A 17,601-nucleotide genomic window follows, 5' to 3' on the forward strand; every position below is an offset into this window, starting at 1 on the left:
ACCTGTGACGCGGCATAGTGCAACCTTCCTCCTCTGTCTGAGCCTGTTGCTGACGCTGACCCTTGGCAGCTGGCTGCCAGCCATGGCCCAGCCTGCGGACGTGGACCCGAAACTTGCGGAACGGGTGGCCCAGCGCATTCGCGACTTTGCCAAATCCGGCGACCGCAGCCTGGGTTCCAAAGGCCTGCAGGACGCCGCCGGCTACATAGACGCCTATTTTCATGGTCTCTTCGCCAGCTGGGCCAAGCCTGACGGTGCAGCCTCCGACAGCGAGGCCGAAGACGACGCTCCCGGCCTGCGCATCGGCCGCATGCGCTTCAACCTGCCCATCCCGGACGTCGCGCCCGGCAAGCAATGCTGGCTGGCCCGTACGGATACCGGCAAGGGGCTGGCCGTGCATCCCCTGCAGATGAATGCCCTCGCTCCCGGCACCATCCCGGCCCCCGGCGCCGTGGGGCCGGCCATTTACGTGGGCAAAGGGCAACTGGCGGATTTCAATGGCCTGCAGGTGCGCGGCAGCATCGTCTTCATGGATCTGGATTCGGCCAAACACTGGACCAACGCCGCCACCCTCGGCGCGCAGGCGGTGATCTATGTGGACGACCCCGCCGCCACCGGCGCACCGCGCTGGCTGTTCGAAGACAAGCTGGAGCTGACCCCGGTGGATTTCCCGCGGTTCTGGATGCCCCGGGCCGAGATGGAAGCCTGGCTGGGCGCGCCCCTGCCCCCGCGTCCCGCCCCGCTCGCAGCCGGCCTCGAAGTCCAGCTCGTGGCCCCGACGCAGTGGCGGCAGGTCCAGACGGACAACATCTATGCCTTCCTCCCCGGCAGTGACCCGGCCCTGGCAAATGAGCTGTTGGTTTTCGAAGCCTTTTACGACTCCACCGCCTATGTCCCCGGCAAATCCCCCGGTGCGGACGAAGCCTCCTCCCTGGTGGCACTGCTGGAGCTGGCCGCGAAATTCGCCCAGGAGCCGCCCCAACGCAGCGTGCTCCTGCTGGCCAGCTCCGGCCATGCCCAGGCCCAGGCCGGGTTGCGCGAGTTGTACGGCGCACTGGAAATGCCCGGCCGGGAGTTGCGCCAGCAGCGTCGGGACCTGACCCAGCTCATCAACAAAACCGAAGCCGCGCGGGACGCGCTCTATGCCCTGAGCGCCCCGGCCGGCGCCGAACCGTTCCCGCCCGGTGATCCTCGCGAAGCCCTGGCCCTGGAGGCCATCCAGTCCGTGGTCAAGACGGAGGTGGACCAGCTTTCCACCCGGCTCATGCGCCTGCGGCTGGAAGCTGGCGACGAATCCCCCGAGCCGACGAACTACCTGGATCAGGACTCCCGCAGCGAGGAGATCCGCCGTCTGGCCGATGAACGCATGGGCTATCGCCGTCTTTTGTATCTGCAGCGGCTCGATCAGGCCTCTGTCCAGGACCTGCGCCGGCTCAAGGCCATGCTCCCCCTGGCCCAGACCGAGACCGCCCTGCGCGAGCGCGATCTGAAAGCCCGCCAGAAAGCCATGCGCGCCAGCGAAGCCATCAAGAAACTGCTGCAGGATAAAACCCTCAAGGCCCACATTTCCCTGCATCTTTCCAGCAAGGGCGATGGCCTTGGCGCCTTTGACCGCGGCTTTCTGTACGACATCCGCGAGGACGTGAACCGCTCCCGATATTACTCTGATATCGACGACCTGTTGCGTACCCTGGACCAGCAGATCACGCAGGAGGGCACCCCCTCCCTGCTGCGGGATACCCTGCGCCCGAGCCGCCTGCGGACCTGGGAAAGCTGGCTGCCAGACCAGCCCGATCTGGGCGGGGAGATACCGGCCCTGGCCGGCCGCATCGGCCTGACCCTGGCCACGGTGCACGACGCCCGGCACTGCTGGGGCACGCCTTACGACCTGCCGGAACGCGTGGATGTGGCCTTCCTGGCCCGGCAGATTGACTACGTGACCCGTCTGGCCGGCAAGCTGGCCCAGGCCCCCATGGACTGGGACATCGGCGATCCTCCCAACGGTTTTGCCTTCCTCTCCGGCCGGGCCAACCTCCTGCGCCAGGGCGAGGTTTTTCCAGACCGTCCGGCCCAGGGCAGCATCGTCTGCAGTTTCCAGGGCATGAGCCGTTTTTATGCCTCCGTTGACTCCCTGGGGCACTTTTCCATCCCTGGTCTGGCCGATTCCAAACGCACCCAGCACAAGGCCGTCCTGGAAGTCTTTCACTTCGACCCAGACTCCGGCCGGGTCCTGTGGACCGTGGACAAGGCCGCCACGGGGCTGAATAATTACCGGGTCAAAATCGCCCGCCGGGCCATGGAAACCACCCTGACCCTGTTTACCTGCAGCCAGATCGACTTTTTCGATACCCTGGAGCCGCGATCCTTCCGGTTCATGACCATCCCCTCGCTGTTTGACGGCCGCACCGAAACCCTGCCCATGCGCTACTGGTACAGCCGGCTGGACACCCGTTCCTCCACGGCCAACGCGGTGTTCCTGGAGCCGGGCACGCCCCTCAAGCTGACCCTCTCCGACACGGTGCTGGGTCGCAAGATGCTGCTGCTGAACGCCACGGCCGACCATCCCACCGGCCTGGGCTTCATTGCCGGGGAAACGCCGCGCATCGACGCCGCCCCCTGGCGGGCCGCGCGGGACATGTGGACGCTGCTTGAACCACGCGTGCAGAATCTGGAAGAGCGCGGCATCGTCAACGACCGGCTGCGCGAGCTGATGGACGCCGGCAAACTTGCCCTGGCCGAGGCCGGGCAGGCGCTCAAGGATCTGCAGTACGACCGGTTCTTCGAATCCGCCCGCACGTCCTGGGCCCTGGCCTCGCGCGTGTACAACGACGTGGAAAAAACCACCCGGGACGTGCTCATCGGCGTGCTGTTTTACATTGCCCTCTTTGCGCCCTTTGCCTACTGCTTTGAACGTCTGGTGTTCGGTTTCACCCATATCCATCAGCGCATCCTGGGCTTTTTGGGGGCTCTGGTCGGAACCATCGCCATCATTTACGTGGTCCATCCGGCCTTTGAACTGACCTACTCGCCGCTGGTGGTCATCCTGGCCTTTTTCATCCTCGGATTGTCCCTGCTGGTGGCGGGGATCATTTTCTTTCGTTTTGAACGCGAGATGGCCGACCTGCAGCGTCAGGCCCGGCATTTGAAATCCACCGAAATGAGCGCGGCCTCGGCCTTCAGCGCCGCCTTCATCCTTGGTGTGAGCAATCTGCGCCGCCGCCCCGTGCGCACGGCCCTGACCTGCACCACACTGATCATCCTGACCTTCACCATCATGAACTTCACGGCCGTGAAAAGCGTGCGGCAGCACACGGCCAGCCGCTTTGGGGACGAAACCTCCTATCAGGGCATCCTGCTCAAGCATTTCGGCTGGCAGGACCTGCCTCAGGAGGCCTGGGACGCCGTGCGCGAGACCCTCGCCCCCCTGGGCCAGACCACGCCGCGGGCCTGGTTCGTTACACAGGACCGTGGCCGTCCGCCCCTGGTGCCCGTGCATCGCGGCATTCTGGAGGCCGACGCCAAGGGTGCCGTGGGCCTCTCATACCTGGAACCGGCCGTGACCGGGCTGGATGGCAGGATCCTTCTGGCCGGCCGCTGGCTGCGCGAAGGCGAGCGCGACACCGTGCTGCTGCCGGCCCGCATGGCCGAGTTGCTGGGCATTCTGCCGGAACACCTGGAAAAGACCGGCGAGGCCGAGGTCAAGATTTGGGGCATGGATTTCCGCGTGGTCGGCCTGTTTTCCCCGGACCGGCTGCGTGAGGCAGTGGACCTGGATGGCGAGCCCCTGACCCCGGTCTTCTACCCGCGCGAGACGGTCTACGAACTCTCGGACCAGGAGTCCGAAGCCCTGGAAGGCGGCCCTGGCGGCATGCAGATGCAGTCGCGCTATGAGCATGTGGATACGGAGCAGGTGGTTATCCTGCCCTATGCGGTGCTCATGTCCATGAGCAAGGGCGGTGGCGGCCTGGGCGGCGGTGGCCGGCTCAAGAGTCTGGCCTTTGCACCCGGCCCGCAGGCCCCGTCCCTGCGCGAACTGGCTGCGGAACTGGCGGACCGCTTCAACATGATGCTCTTTTACGCCGAGGACGGTGCCGCCGACGGCGCCAAGGCCCAACCCGGAAGCTATCTGTATTACGCCGGCGAGGCCCTCTCCTACAGCGGTGCACCCAATATTTTGATTCCGCTGATTATTTCAGCCTGCATCGTGCTCAACACCATGATCGGCAGTGTGTTTGAGCGCAAGCGGGAAATTGCGGTGTACACCTCCGTGGGGCTGGCGCCGTCCCATGTGGCCTTCCTGTTTGTGGCCGAGGCCCTGGCCTTTGCCGTGCTCTCGGTGGTGGCCGGGTACATCCTGGCCCAGGGGGCTGCGGCGCTCCTGGCCGGCACGCCCCTGTGGGCCGGCATGACGGCCAATTACTCCTCCCTGGCGGGGGTGGCGGCCATGGTGCTGGTGATTCTGGTGGTGCTGGTCTCGGTGCTGTACCCCTCGCGCATGGCCGCGAACATTGCCATTCCGGACGTCAACCGTTCCTGGACCATGCCCCGCACCGAAGGGGAAATGCTCATGCTCACGCTGCCGTTCCTGGTCAAGGTGCAGGAAATGGGCACGGCTGGGGGTTTTCTTGTGGACTGGTTCCAGGCCCATGAGGATGTGAGCCACGGGCAGTTTGCCTCGGGCGAGATGCGGTACGAGTTCCTGCAGGGCAAGGATGTGCCGGCCTTTGTGTCCGAGGAAACCTTCCGGGAGGATGTCTGCTTCAGCCTGGAGATGCGCATCTGGCTGGCGCCCTTCGATTTTGGGGTGCGGCAGCGGGCCACGCTGGTCTTTTGCCCTTCGGAGCAGTATCCAGGGTTTCGGGAGATCAAGGTCCGCCTGCTGCGCGAGGCCGGGGAGCACGGCGTATGGCTCAACCTGAACAAGGGCTTCATCAACAGCCTGCGCAAGCAGCTCCTGGTCTGGCGCTCCCTGGAGGACGACGCCCGCCGGAGCTTTGAGCAGGATCTCAAACAGTGTCTGATCGAACGCAGCCCGGACGGCTGGCAGCCGCAGGAGTGTTTCCGCGCGTGAATCCTTCCTCCACCCCGTCGCCCTCTGCTTCCCGCGGTCTGCGCTGGCCCGCCCTGGGCCTGGGTCTGGCCCTGGGGCTGGGCCTGTGCGCCGTCACCCCCTGGCACAACGCCTACCTGCAAGGCACCTCGCTGGCGGGCGGGCATTTTCCGCTGGCACCGTTCTTCATCAGTTTTGTGCTGGTGCTGCTCACAGCCGGGGCCTCCAGACTGTTCAGGATCCCACCGCTCATCAGCGGGGCCGAACATGTGGCCATCTGGGCGTTGATGACCGTGGTGTCCGGCTTTGGCTGGACCGGTCTGGCCCGGACCTTCCTGGTGAACATCACCACCCCCGTGTATTTTGCCAGCGCCGGCAACCGCTGGGACGAGGCCCTGCGGCCGCTGCTGCCCGAGGCCTGGCTGGTGACCGACCCGGCCAGCGTCAAGCTCATGTACAACGGGCTCGAAGGTGGAAGGGGCCTGTCATACCTGGAGATTCTCTCCCAAATCCCCTGGGCTGCCTGGATCACGCCCCTGTGCACCTGGGCCGTGTTTCTGCTGCTGGCCTTCTGGGTCATGCTTTGCCTGACGAGCATCCTGGGCAAGCAGTGGGTGGTGAACGAGCGCGTGAACTTCCCCCTCATGCGCGCGCCGCAGCTCCTTGACGAGCAACTGGACGCCGGCACCATCAACCGCCTGCTGACCAACCGGCACCTGCTCCTGGGCCTGTGCATCCCGGTGCTGCTGCACACCTGGAACGGCCTCTCCTCGCGCTATCCTTCCATCCCGGTCATCCCCACGGTGATCATGATGGGCGACTATTTTCCAAAATACGGGCTCCTGGCCGGATTTCACAAGCTCAAGCTCTCCATTTACCCGGCCTTTATCGGCTTTGCCTTTTTGACCACCCAACAGATTTCCCTGAGCTTCTGGACGTTTTTTCTGCTGACCGGGCTGCTGGGCGGGCTGTTGGCCACCATGGGCCTGCAACCGCCGCCAGCCGCGTTGGGGTTGACCTTTGGCCCTTCCATCGCCAGTGCGGAGGAGGCCCAGACCATCGGGGCTTATCTGACCTTCTTCTGCTTCATTCTCTGGCTGGCCCGGCGACACCTGCGGCTCTCTGTGCACTGCGCCCTGCGCGGGCGGGCGGCGGCCTTTGGGGAATTCTGCTCGGAATCCCTGGAAATTCGGGACAACGTGGCCTGGATGCATCCGGGCGTGGCCGTCTGGGGCGCCACCTTGGGCCTGGCATTCCTGACCGGCTGGGCCGTGTGGCATGGCCTGCCCCTGCTGCCCACGCTCATGTTCCTGCTCACGGGGTTCATGATGCTGCTGGTGATGAGCCGGCTGGTATGCCAGGGCGGCGTGCCGTATTATGCCTTTGCCGCCGCGCCCATGGACGGGTTGCTGGGGCTCTTCGGCACCTCTTTCTTTGGCCCGGCAGGCATTCTGGGGCTGGCTGTGATGCAGAAGGTGCTCTTTCTGGACGTCCGCGAATCCCTCATGCCCTCGCTGTTCCACGCGGCCAAGGCCGGGGAGGACGTCCGCGGCCGTAGCCGGCTCTTTGCCGCCCTGTGTCTGGCTCTGCCCCTGGGCATAGTCGTGGCCATCGGCGCCATGCTGGTGCTGACACACAAATACGGCATGCGCGACCTCTCCGTGGACTGGGCCCAGCGGACTACCATCTCCATGTACGAAACCGCCCAGCAGCTGGCCGAAGTCGGGCAGACGGCCCGGCCCTGGGTGCTGACCTATGCCGGTGTGGGCGCCGCGGTGATGTTCCTGCTGGTGCTCTGCTACTACAAGCTGCCCTGGTGGCCCATCCATCCGCTGGGGTATCTGGCTGCCTATGGCACGGGCATGACGCACCTGTGGTTCTGCTTTCTGGCCGGCTGGATGTGCAACCACCTGACCCTGCGTTACGGCGGCGCGACGCTCTTCCGCCAGGCGCGCAATGTGTTTCTGGGCATGATCATCGGCGACTTCCTCATGGGCGGGGCCTGGGCGATCGTGGGCCTGTTCACGGACATCCGCTACCACGTCTTCCCCCTCTAGCAGCGCGCACACGGGACGCACCGCATGTACGACGACAAGGAACTGCAAGAATATCGGGACCTCCTCCCCGCGCCCACGCGGTTTGAGGAAGGCTTCGACTGGAAGACCATCGTCGGCGCCGTGTTCATCGGCTTCCTGATGATGCCCGGCTCCATGTACCTGCAGCTGGTCATCGGCTCGGGCATTGGTCCTGCAGCGCGGTGGGTCACCATCATCCTCTTTGCCGAGGTGGCCAAACGCTCCTACACCGAACTCAAGCAGCAGGAAATCTTCCTGCTTTATTACATGGCCGGCGCGGCCCTGGCCTCGCCCTTCTCCGGCCTGCTCTGGAACCAGTACCTTGTCCAGTCCGACGCTGCCAAGATGCTCGGGCTGGTGGAGTACATTCCCACCTGGGTCACCCCCCCGCCCGGCTCCTCCTCCCTGCTGGAGCGGACCTTCTTTCACCGCGACTGGCTCATGCCCATCCTGCTGCTCATCGGCTCGCAGCTGATCCAGCGCATCGACCACTTTGGCCTGGGCTACGCGCTCTACCGCCTGACCAGTGATGTGGAGAAACTGCCCTTCCCCATGGCTCCCGTGGGTGCGCTGGGCACCATGGCCCTGGCTGAAAGCACCGAAGACCGCAAGACCGGCTGGAAATGGCGCGTCTTTTCCGTGGGCGGGGTCATCGGCCTGGCGTTTGGCGGGCTCTATGTGCTTTTTCCGGCGCTCACGGGCCTGTTTTTCACCGAACCCGTGCATCTGATCCCCATCCCCTGGATCGAACTGACGCAATACACCGAGGACGCCCTGCCCGCCGTGGCCATGGGCCTGCAGCTGGACATGGGGCTCTTCTTCGTGGGCATGGTCCTGCCGTTCTGGGCGGTGATTGGCGGGCTCATCGGGCTCATCATCACCATCGTGGCCAACCCCGTCCTGCATGCCTATGGCATCCTGCACCGCTGGCACCCGGGCATGGCCACGGTGGAGACCGTGTTTGCCAACAACTTCGACTTTTACATGAGCTTTGGCATCGGCCTTGGGCTGGCCATTGCCTTGATCGGCTTCTGGCACGTGTTCAAGAGCCTGCGCCGCCGCGGGCATGGGCTGGATTTTTCCCTGCTCCTCAAAAAAAACGTGGAGCGCGGGGATATTGGCATCTGGACTTCCCTGGGCATCTACGTTGCCTCCACCCTGGCCTATGTGGCGGCCTGCGCCTGGCTGGTGCCGGAATTTCCCTGGGTGTTCTTTCTGGCCTACGGCTTTGTGTACACGCCGATCATCTCCTATGTTTCCGCGCGGATGGAAGGTGTGGCCGGGCAGTTCGTCAGCCTGCCCATGGTCCGGGAAGCCAGCTTTATCGCCGGGGCGCGCTATTTCGGCTACAGTGGCATCGACATCTGGTACGCGCCCATCCCCTTCCATAATTACGGGGAAGCAACTGTCGGCTTTAGACAAATCGAACTCACGGGCACCTCCCTGCGCGGCATCATCAAGGCCGAAATCGTGGTCTTCCCGGTGGTGATGATCGCCTCGCTCGTGTTCTCGCAGTTCCTGTGGCAGCTTGCGCCGATCCCCTCGGCGAGTTATCCATATGCCCAGGAGATGTGGCACCTGCAGGCCCTGAACGGCTTTTTGCTCCAGACTTCCACCCTTGAGGGTGACTCGCTCTTTTTCGAGGCCCTGCGAGGTGAATATCTGGGCTCCGGGCTGGTCTTCGGCGTGGCCACGTATGCGCTGCTGCAGGTTTTCGGCCTGCCGGTACTCCTGATATACGGCGTGGTTCGCGGCCTGGGCCAGAGCACGCCGCACGGCATGATCCTGGAAGTGCTGGGCGCGCTGTTCGGAAGGTTTTTGTTCGAGAAAAAGTACGGCGCCAACTGGCGGCAGTACGCGCCGGTGCTCCTGGCCGGTTTTTCCTGCGGCATGGGGCTCATGGGGATGTTCGCCATGGGCTGTTCGCTGATTCTCAAGTCCTTGGGGCGCCTGGCGTATTGATCGCCGCCCTGCAGGTGGCAGGTATTCCGTCATGGGTGGTTTTCGGCGCCCGCGGCCGCACCAGTCGCGCGCCATTTCGTGGAGGTTCCCGTGCACGCCAAAGAACTGGCCGTCGAATGCGCCAAGGGGCGCTGCCTGTTCTCCCGCCATGCGCAGGTGGTGGAGGAGTTCGGCCAGCGTTGCGACCTGCCGCCGCGCAGCCTGTACCACCTTTCCCTGGTGCTTGACGAACTGCTGACCAATATTGCCGCCTACGGCTACCTGGATCAGGACAGGCACCACGTCTGCATTACCCTGGGCCAGGAAGGCGACCAGATTGTCCTGACCGTGGAAGACGACGCCCTGCCGTTCAACATCCTGGAGGCCCCTCTGCCGGACACCTCCCTGCCCCCCGAAGCCAGGGCCAAGCCCGTGGGCGGGCTGGGAATTCTGCTGGTGCGACGGCTCATGGACAACATCAGCTATGAGCGCCGCCACAACAAAAATGTGCTGACTTTGCGCAAGCGCATCCATCATTGTCAGAAGGGAGAGAAGACCCATGAGTGTGACAACGCGCCAGCTCGGTGACGCGGCCATCCTCACCGTGACCGGCCGCCTGGACACCGAAGACACCCAGGGGTTGGAACAATACGTGCTGAAGGCCCTGGAAGAAGGCAAGACCAAGGTGATCTTTGACTTTGCCGAACTGGACTACATCAACAGTTCCGGCCTGCGCGTGCTGGTGATGGCCTACCAACGCCTCAAAAAGTCCGAGGGGCTGGTGGCCGTGTGCGGGTTGAAGGACTATATTCTGGAAGTGTTTGAAATCTCAGGCTACGACAAGCTCTTCACCCTCTGCGGGGACGCCAGCGAGCTGCTGCAGGAAGCACCCTCAGCCTGAGTGGCCTTGCATGCGTGCGGGAGCAATGGGGAAACCCCGCGGCTCCCGCACGCGTTCCTCGCCTGTGCCGTCAGATTTCTCCATCCAGCCGGCGGCGGTAATAATTGCTGTACAAGGCGGCCACGGGGTTGTGGCCGAGCACGCGGTCCTTGACCACCAGTGTGGTGGCCGGGGCCTTGCTGTGCATGGTAAAGAGCGCATCATGCCCCACGCACAACCCCAGGACGACGTTGAGCTGGGTGCCATCGCGATTGAAGATTTCGGCCTGCCCCACCGGGTTGCAGATGGCCTCCACCTCGCGCTCAGGGCCGTAGAGCTTCTTCACGCCCAGGATATCCTTGTCGATGCCGCACACCTTGCAGCAGGCCGAGCTGACCTTGAAGCCCTTCTGGGTGGCAATTTCCGCAAACCGTCTGGCCTCGTTGGCAAAGCCCACGCAAAAGGCCACGCCAAGGAGCGAGAATTCCATACGCCGGGCGAATTCCAGCGTCTCTTCCACCCGGCACATCTTCATGTAAAAATCTGACTCAATGCTGGAAGACACCTGCAGGAGTTTGAGCAGCTCGGGGTGTTCCTCGTAATACTCCCGTATCTCTTCACGAATGGGATGGCAGACCTTGCCGGCATAGCACTTCTTTTCGTCGCACGTGGCGCATTTCATCGCATCGCTCCCATGAGTCCCCATCCGGGATACGTCGGGATGGGGTGAACTCCCTGGCCTTGGGATCTGCGTACGCCATTTCTCCCCAAAAATCACCCCTCCTGATAAGGGTGAATTGTCCCCGCGCACATGTTCTTGACACCACCGTCACGCCCCGGCAGGATGTTCTTATGGAAGCATTGCGACTGAACAAAGCCCTGGCCCGGGCCGGCGTGGCCTCACGCCGCGGGGCGGATGAGCTCATCTTTGGCGGCCAGGTGCGTGTGAATGGCGAGGTTGTCGACTCACCCGGCCTGCAGGTCACTGCCAGGGACCACATCGAGGTCCAGGGACGGCCCATCCGTGTCCCGGTCGACCCCTCCGCCGGCCACACCACCATTGCCCTGCACAAGCCCGTGGAAGTGGTCTCCACCGCCAAGGACCCCCAGGGCCGGCGCACGGTGCTCGACCTGCTGCCAGCTGACCTGCGCGCCAATACCCGGCTCTACCCCATCGGGCGGCTTGATTATTTTTCCGAAGGCCTGATCCTGCTCACCGACGATGGCGATCTGGCCAACCACCTCATGCACCCGCGCCATCACGTGCCCAAGCGCTACGAAGTGCTGCTCCGGGGCGACGTGCCCAGCGAGGCCCTCAAGGCCATGCGCGAGGGCATGACCCTGCCGCCCACACCGCGCGAGCCCCAGCCCGTCCGCCTGCAGCCCGTGCCAACGCGCATCCTGGGCATCAAGGACGGCAAGACCCTCCTGGAGCTCGTCCTGCACCAGGGCGTGAACCGCCAGATCCGCCGCATGTGCGAGGCCCTGGACCTGACCATCCTGCGCCTGACCCGCGTCTCCATCGGCTCCCTGCCCCTGGGCGAACTGCCCAAAGGCAGCTGGCGGCGCCTGACGGCAGCCGAAGTGGAAGGCTTGCGGGGAGAATGAGGCTGGGAGAAAACACAAACGGGGGCGCTGCTTCATTCGCAACGCCCCCGTGAAATGGGTACGGGGGGAACCCTTTCTCCAGAAAGGCTTCCCCCCGATGGTCTTTTTCTACAGTCCGGACTCCGTATTATCGAACACTTCCACGCCGGTGGGGGGGGTGAAGGTGAAGAGGCCCTCGTCCAGGGGCGGGTTGAGGGAGATGTCGGTAAAGGCCACGGCGTTTTCGTTGCCATAGAAGTCAATCATGCTGATGCGCTGGATCAGGCCGGTGGTTGGGTCGGCCCAGACAGAGGCCTGGACCAGACCGGGTTCGGGCTCGCGGGGGGTGAGGTCCAGGCGGGTCAGCCCGTCTTCGCGGCCGGCGTTGGTGACTTCAAAGTCCTTGTCCAGGCGGGTGTTGCCGGCCAGGAAGTGGAGCATGGTCTTGGAGTCCAGCACTTCGGACGCTTTGTACTTGTAGGCGGTTTTTTCGGATTCGAAGTAGTCCCAGACCACGTCCTTGGTGGCCACGAGGAGCTCGCGCTCGGGCTCCAGGGTTTCCCAGCGGATCAGGCCGGGCTTTTTCATGGCCACGCGCCCGGTGCGGCGTTCGGTCTCCCGGCTGGCGGAGTTGGTCAGCACCTGGGTGAAGTGCGCCCGGAAGGTGGTCATCTTTTCATATTGTTTCTGGATGGCGTCCAGCAGGGCGTTGGTTTCCGGCGAGCTGGCCGCGCTTTGCATGGAAAAACCCATGGTCAGGACGAGGCCGGCAACGAGCACGCAGGCGATGAGCAGTTTTTGCATGGTCTTCCTCGATGGACGGGTGTCCGTGGTGAGGCATCCTGTTGTCGAGAGGGTTATGGGGATGGTTTCTATCCCTTGAGCACCGGTCGCGGCTTGGCGCCGTCCGCCGGGCCCACGATGCCGTCCATTTCCATCTGTTCCACGTAGCGGGCCGCGCGGTTGAAGCCGATGCGGAACCGCCGCTGGATGAGGGAGATGGACGCCTTGCCCTGACTGAGGACAAATTCCTTGGCTTCCTGATACTTGGGATCCGTGTCCAGATCTCCTGGGCCGCCGGAGAGGCCGTCTTCCTCACCGCCGTTTTCGCCCCATTCGCTGAAGTCCAGCTGGTAGCTGGGCGGTTGCTGGCGTTTCCAGAACTCCACCACGCGGCTGACGTCGTCATCGCTGACAAAACAGCCGTGCAGGCGCTTCACCTTGCCGCCGGATGGCTTGTACAGCATGTCGCCCTTGCCCAGCAAGCGTTCTGCGCCCACGGCATCGAGAATGGTGCGCGAATCGTGCTTGGAGGTGACCTGGAAGGAGATGCGGCAGGGGAAGTTGGCCTTGATCAGGCCGGTGACCACGTCCACACTGGGCCGCTGGGTGGCCAGAATCATGTGGATGCCTGCGGCGCGGGCCAGCTGGGCCAGCCGGACGACGCTGGTTTCCACTTCCTTGGCTGCGGTGAGCATGAGGTCGGCCAGCTCGTCGATGACCAGCAGCAGGTAGGGCATGTGGTCCAGGTCGGCCCAATCGTCCGGGGCGGTGCCATCGGCACGGCGGGCGGCGAGTTTTTCGTTGTAGCCCTGGATATTGCGCGCGCCCACGCGGGCCATGGCCTGATAGCGCTGGTCCATCTCGTGCACGGCCCAGTCCAGGGCGTTCTTGGCCAGGGCCATTTCCGTGACCACGGGATGCACCAGGTGGGGCAGGTCGGCGTAGACGGCCAGTTCGATGCGCTTGGGGTCGATGAGCAGCATGCGCACCTGATCCGGCCGGGCCTTGTAGAGGATGGAGAGCAGGATGGAGTTCAGGCAGACACTCTTGCCCGCACCCGTGGCCCCGGCCACGAGCAGATGGGGCATCTTGGCCAGATCGGCCACGGCGGATGCGCCGGCAATATCCTTGCCCAGGGCGAGGGTCAGCAGGGAATCGGCCTGGGCAAAGGTCTCGCTTTCCAGAATTTCGCGGAAAAAGACCGTTTCCCGGACCTTGCTCGGAATCTCCACGCCAACCATGTCCTTGCCGGGGATGGGAGCCTCAATGCGCACGGCCATGGCTTTGAGGGCCAGGGCCAGGTCATCTGAAAGATTGGCGATTCGGCTGATCTTGATGCCCGGGGCCGGCTTGTACTCGAACATGGTCACCACGGGACCGGGGGTGACGTGGTGCACGTCGCCCTGGACATTGAAGTCCGCCAGACAGGTGGTCAGGCGCGTGGCCTGATCGGCCAGTTCATCGGGGTCCACCACATGGGCCTGGGCCGGCACCGGGGCCAGGAGCTGCATGGGCGGCAGGGAGGAGCGGGCGAGCACGGTCTCGTGCACCGGCGCCACCTCGGCCTGCCGGGTCTGCGGGCCGGCCAGTTCCTCTTCCAGGGTCAGGTCGCGGTCATACACGGCCACTTCTTCCATGGAATAGGTGTCTGCCATGTCCTCTGCGGCATCCACTTGCGCCTGCGGCTGGACGGCAGGGGCGGGAGCGGCAGCCTGGGGAGCAGCCTGGGGCTGAGGAGCCGGCGCGACGGGCACCTGCATGACTGGAGGCGGCACGGGCCGGGTGATCTGGACGGGCTGGACGGGGCGAACAGGTTGGACGGGTTGGGCAGGTTGCAGGGGCTGGACAGGTCGGACAGGTTGGGTGGGCACGGTGACAGCCTGCATCGTCACGGCCGCCGCATCTGGCCGGTCACTGTCCAGATCCTCGATTTCCTCTTGCCGCGCGCCTGCGTGCTGCTCGTTTTCCCCAAGAACTTGGCGGAACTTCTCCTTGATGCTGGAGAAATTCGCCGGGAGCATGGCCAGGGATTCGCGGTCCGGGATGGGATCGGCAAAGGTCTCGTCCTCTTCGCAAATCATGTCCATGATATTGCGCGAAGGCTCGTTGCCGGCATCTGGCTGGTACACCGGTGTGGCCTGCAGGACAGGATCGGCCTCCAGCAGAAAGTCTTCTGCCGATACAGCCGCGATATCAAAGGGCGCATCCGACAGGGACTGCGCAACGGCGAATCCCGGCGGTGGAGGTGGCGGAGGCGGTGGCAGCGTGGGGTACGGCATGGCGTCCACTCCCGGGCCCGATTCCGGGCCAGCCCAAGAATCCTGTACCGGCCCCAGGCTAGGGAGCGTCTCGAACAAAAACTCCTGACGTTCGGCCGAACCCGCGCCCTCTTCCATCCGGCGCCGGCGCTCCTCGCGGCGCAGCATGCGCTCCAGGTGCTTTTCCCACTGGTCCTGCCCCCAGCTGTGCAGTCTGGGGATCATGTGCCAGAAGCTTTCACCGGCCAGGAGCTGCAAAGAGGCCAGAAAGACCAGCGTCCAGAGGATGCTCGCGCCCACGGGGGTCAGCAGCAGCTCGCTCCAGCGCATGAACAGCCGGCCAAACACACCGCCGCCGGTCATGTCGCCCAGGCCCATGTGCCGCAGGCCCCAGTCCCCCCCGCCGCCAACGGCCATTACCGTGGAGGCAAGGAGGCCAAGCCCCAGCCAGCGCCACCAGGGCATGGCCAGCTGGTGCAGGAACTGCCTGAGCCCGACAATGAGCAGGATCACGGGTAGAAAAAACGAGCCCGCGCCAAACAGGTCATGCAGGGCGCCGGCAAGGTAGGACCCCAGCTTGCCGGCGCCGTTCTGGATGACATGATCGTCCGCCACGGCCTGATTGAAGGTCGGATCCTGGGCGCTGTAAGTGCTCACAGCCAGAAGCAGCACGCAGGCCAGGAGCAGCCAGACCAGTCCCAGCACTTCTCGCCGAAGTGCTTTGGAACTCCTGAATGAGGACGATGAGACGGACATGGACAACCGGTTCAACTGAGTCAGCGGCATGAACGCACGATCTCAGACGGTTATTCGCGGCCCAGGTAGCCGCCGGAGCGGGTGTCCACCTTGATGCGGTCGCCCTGGTTCACAAACAGCGGCACCTGCACCTGCAGGCCGGTCTCCAGGGTGGCGGGCTTGGTGGTGTTGCTCACGGTATCGCCCTTCACGCCCGGTTCGGTCTCCACTACCTGCAGGACCACGGAGGCCGGCATGTCGATGTCGATGGGCTGGCCCTTGTACATCAGGACCTTCACTTCCTGGCCTTCCTTGAGGTAGCCGCCCTTGCCGCCGGTCTGCTCGTCGGTGACGTGGGACTGTTCGTAGTCCGTCAGGTCCATGAAGGCGAAGCCGTCGCCATCTTTGTAGAGAAACTGCAGGGTGCGGGTTTCGGTATCGGCCTTGCCCACTTTTTCGCCGGAGCGGAAGGTGTTGTCCACCACGCGGCCGTTGAGCAGGTTGCGCAGCTTGGTGCGGACCATGGCCCCGCCCTTGCCGGGCTTGAAGTGTTCGAACTCGATGATTTCAAAAGGAATATTATCGATTTCGATCTTGAGGCCGCGCTTGAAGTCCGTGGTCGAATACATGAACTCTCCTCGTGGAGCCTGTCCTGAACGGGTCAGGCGGAAGGGTGATGAAGGTGCTGGTAGAGGGCCTGGAGGGCGAGGGCATAGCTCAAGAGGCCGAAGCCTGCAATCACTCCGATGACCTTTGTGCCGATGAAACTCTGATGCCGGATGGGTTCCGGCCGGGCCCAGATGTTGGAAAGATGCACCTCCACCGTGGGCAGCTTGATCCATGCCAGGCAATCTGCCAGAGCCAGACTGGTGTGCGTGTAGGCCCCGGCATTCAGGGCCACGCCGTGCACGCCGGTTTTCCAGGCCTTTTCCAGGCGGTTGATCAGGGCCCCTTCGCAGTTGGACTGATAGAATTGCAGGGCGATGTTGTCAAAGGCCGGGCCCATCACCTGCCGGGCCAGCTCCGGGAGATCTTCCATGGACTGATGGCCGTAGATCTCCGGCTGGCGCTTGCCGAGGTGCCCGAGATTGGGACCGTTCATGACCAGAAAGGTATACTGCGCTGCGTTGGGCATTGTCACCGTCGCCATGATGTCGTAGTTCGTGGGGATGAACGCAAATTCCACCTTGCCATCGTCTGCATCGTCCAAGCCGGCCCCCATTCTGCCGCAACTGGAACTGGCGGCCACGGTGTACACCCTGGGCCAGCTCACCAATGCGGAAATCGACTGGGAGCTGCCGCAGGTGGCCCTGGCGGGCCGCTCCAACGTGGGCAAATCCTCCTGCCTGAACAGCCTGGGCAATCGTAAAAATCTGGCCCGCACCTCAGCCACGCCGGGCAAGACCCAGAGCGTGAACTTTTTCCGCGTCCGCTTTCCCGGCGAGGGGACAGGCTTTCATCTGGTAGACCTGCCGGGGTACGGCTACGCCCGCCGCTCCAAAACCGAGCGGGACAAGTGGGCCGCGCTCATGGAAGCCTACCTGAGCGGCGCGCGCCGGCCCCGCACATTGGTCATCCTGGTGGATGGCCGCCATCCGCCCCAGAAGCTGGATGTGGAGCTGGTGGACTTTTGCCGCGGCTCCGGCCTGCCCTGGCTGCTGGTCTGCACCAAGGCGGACAAATGCTCTCAAAAGGACCGCAACGCCCGCATCGCCGAGTGGCGGGAGGTGGCCCCGGATTTGATCCTGGAGGATCGCAACGGGCCGCTCTTCTTCTCCAGCGTCACCAAACAAGGGCGCGACGCCCTGTGGCGCAAACTGCGGCTGGCGGCCGGACTGCCTGAGACGGTGGCTCAATCCGCCTGAGGCTCCCCTCCTCCGCTGTTCATCTGCGCATCCGGCTGCGCAGCCGGGGGGCGTTTCAAAAAAAAGCCCATCAGAAACTCGCTGTCCAGCGGGCTCAGGTTGAAGCGCACGCAGGCGTCTTCCACCAGGGCCCGCAGGGCCGGGCCGTGTGCCGCGCCTGCGCTCCCTTCTCCCGCACCTTCCGAGCCTTCCATCGCTTCCGAAACATGGGCAATGGCCCGACGCAGCAGTTCGCTTTGAGGAAGCAACGTGGCCATGGGGTGCCGCCTGGAGGTGTTGGGGTGCGATCCTTCTGCAAAAACTCTCGATAAAATCTACACGATTTTGCCCTCCCTGGCAACCGTTCCCGGCCTTGCCCCTGTGAAACGGGATGGTTGTTCATGGCGGCGGATGTGTTGTCAGACGCTGCCTGCTGCGCTAGGAGGGG

General features: G+C 64.1%; 13 protein-coding genes. 7 read left to right on the forward strand and 6 right to left on the reverse strand.

Annotation, left to right across the window (positions count from 1 at the left end; genetic code table 11):
* Positions 1-4 precede the first annotated feature (4 nt).
* From ACYQ00_RS11545 to ACYQ00_RS11565, 5 genes are all read left to right on the forward strand, one after another.
* A complete protein-coding gene (locus ACYQ00_RS11545) occupies positions 5-5,071 on the forward strand; it encodes an FtsX-like permease family protein (RefSeq protein WP_460032258.1) in 5,067 nt (1,688 codons plus the stop codon).
* On the forward strand, positions 5,068-7,107 hold the full coding sequence (locus ACYQ00_RS11550; protein ID WP_460032259.1) for a DUF6785 family protein: 2,040 nt from the start codon (positions 5,068-5,070) through the stop codon (positions 7,105-7,107). Before ACYQ00_RS11545 ends, ACYQ00_RS11550 begins: the two co-directional genes overlap by 4 nt.
* 24 nt (positions 7,108-7,131) lie before the next feature.
* Positions 7,132-9,087, forward strand: coding sequence for an OPT family oligopeptide transporter (locus tag ACYQ00_RS11555; RefSeq protein ID WP_460032260.1), 1,956 nt, complete (start codon positions 7,132-7,134; stop codon positions 9,085-9,087).
* A gap of 90 nt (positions 9,088-9,177) precedes the next feature.
* The gene (locus ACYQ00_RS11560) at positions 9,178-9,654 is read left to right on the forward strand and encodes an ATP-binding protein (protein WP_460032261.1); all 477 of its coding nucleotides are present in this window, start codon (positions 9,178-9,180) and stop codon (positions 9,652-9,654) included.
* Positions 9,626-9,967, forward strand: a complete 342-nt coding sequence (locus ACYQ00_RS11565) for an STAS domain-containing protein (RefSeq protein WP_460032262.1) — start codon at positions 9,626-9,628, stop codon at positions 9,965-9,967. The genes ACYQ00_RS11560 and ACYQ00_RS11565 overlap by 29 nt, the downstream gene beginning before the upstream one ends.
* A 70-nt stretch (positions 9,968-10,037) precedes the next feature.
* On the opposite strand, the gene ACYQ00_RS11570 is transcribed toward ACYQ00_RS11565, so the two are convergent.
* Positions 10,038-10,628, reverse strand: coding sequence for a DUF1847 domain-containing protein (locus ACYQ00_RS11570; protein ID WP_460032263.1), 591 nt, complete (start codon positions 10,626-10,628; stop codon positions 10,038-10,040).
* A gap of 170 nt (positions 10,629-10,798) precedes the next feature.
* Between ACYQ00_RS11570 and ACYQ00_RS11575 the strand changes: the two genes are divergently transcribed.
* Complete coding sequence (locus tag ACYQ00_RS11575) at positions 10,799-11,554, forward strand: pseudouridine synthase (RefSeq protein ID WP_460032264.1); 756 nt, start codon at positions 10,799-10,801, stop codon at positions 11,552-11,554.
* A gap of 108 nt (positions 11,555-11,662) precedes the next feature.
* Here the strand turns inward: ACYQ00_RS11575 and lolA are convergent, their stop codons facing one another.
* The 4 genes from lolA to ACYQ00_RS11595 all read right to left on the reverse strand — a co-directional run bounded on the left by lolA (position 11,663) and on the right by ACYQ00_RS11595 (position 16,444).
* Positions 11,663-12,337, reverse strand: a complete 675-nt coding sequence (gene lolA / locus ACYQ00_RS11580; RefSeq protein WP_460032265.1) for an outer membrane lipoprotein periplasmic chaperone LolA — start codon at positions 12,335-12,337, stop codon at positions 11,663-11,665.
* Positions 12,338-12,405: 68 nt separating this feature from the next.
* The gene (locus tag ACYQ00_RS11585) at positions 12,406-15,279 is read right to left on the reverse strand and encodes a DNA translocase FtsK (protein WP_460032266.1); all 2,874 of its coding nucleotides are present in this window, start codon (positions 15,277-15,279) and stop codon (positions 12,406-12,408) included.
* A 101-nt stretch (positions 15,280-15,380) separates the two neighbouring features.
* Positions 15,381-15,938, reverse strand: a complete 558-nt coding sequence (gene efp, locus ACYQ00_RS11590) for an elongation factor P (protein ID WP_460032267.1) — start codon at positions 15,936-15,938, stop codon at positions 15,381-15,383.
* Between the two features lie 32 nt (positions 15,939-15,970).
* Positions 15,971-16,444 (reverse strand): type II 3-dehydroquinate dehydratase, encoded by a 474-nt coding sequence (locus ACYQ00_RS11595; protein ID WP_460032526.1) that lies wholly within the window; start codon positions 16,442-16,444, stop codon positions 15,971-15,973.
* A gap of 52 nt (positions 16,445-16,496) precedes the next feature.
* Between ACYQ00_RS11595 and yihA the strand changes: the two genes are divergently transcribed.
* Entirely contained in the window at positions 16,497-17,174 is a 678-nt protein-coding gene (gene yihA, locus ACYQ00_RS11600) for a ribosome biogenesis GTP-binding protein YihA/YsxC (RefSeq protein ID WP_460032268.1), read from the forward strand.
* Here the strand turns inward: yihA and ACYQ00_RS11605 are convergent.
* Entirely contained in the window at positions 17,162-17,431 is a 270-nt protein-coding gene (locus tag ACYQ00_RS11605; RefSeq protein ID WP_460032269.1) for a hypothetical protein, read from the reverse strand. The two genes, yihA and ACYQ00_RS11605, sit on opposite strands and share 13 nt — an antisense overlap.
* Positions 17,432-17,601: the final 170 nt, after the last annotated feature.

The sequence above is a fragment of the Megalodesulfovibrio paquesii genome, from assembly GCF_054653055.1.

Excerpts from the sequence above, each read along its gene's own strand:
- ACYQ00_RS11555 (WP_460032260.1), top strand. The coding sequence starts at position 7,132 with ATGTACGACGACAAGGAACTGCAAGAATATCGGGACCTCCTCCCCGCG.
- ACYQ00_RS11565 (WP_460032262.1), top strand. The coding sequence starts at position 9,626 with ATGAGTGTGACAACGCGCCAGCTCGGTGACGCGGCCATCCTCACCGTG.
- ACYQ00_RS11570 (WP_460032263.1), bottom strand. The coding sequence starts at position 10,628 with ATGAAATGCGCCACGTGCGACGAAAAGAAGTGCTATGCCGGCAAGGTC.
- ACYQ00_RS11575 (WP_460032264.1), top strand. The coding sequence starts at position 10,799 with ATGGAAGCATTGCGACTGAACAAAGCCCTGGCCCGGGCCGGCGTGGCC.
- lolA (WP_460032265.1), bottom strand. The coding sequence starts at position 12,337 with ATGCAAAAACTGCTCATCGCCTGCGTGCTCGTTGCCGGCCTCGTCCTG.
- efp (WP_460032267.1), bottom strand. The coding sequence starts at position 15,938 with ATGTATTCGACCACGGACTTCAAGCGCGGCCTCAAGATCGAAATCGAT.
- ACYQ00_RS11595 (WP_460032526.1), bottom strand. The coding sequence starts at position 16,444 with ATGCCCAACGCAGCGCAGTATACCTTTCTGGTCATGAACGGTCCCAAT.
- ACYQ00_RS11605 (WP_460032269.1), bottom strand. The coding sequence starts at position 17,431 with ATGGCCACGTTGCTTCCTCAAAGCGAACTGCTGCGTCGGGCCATTGCC.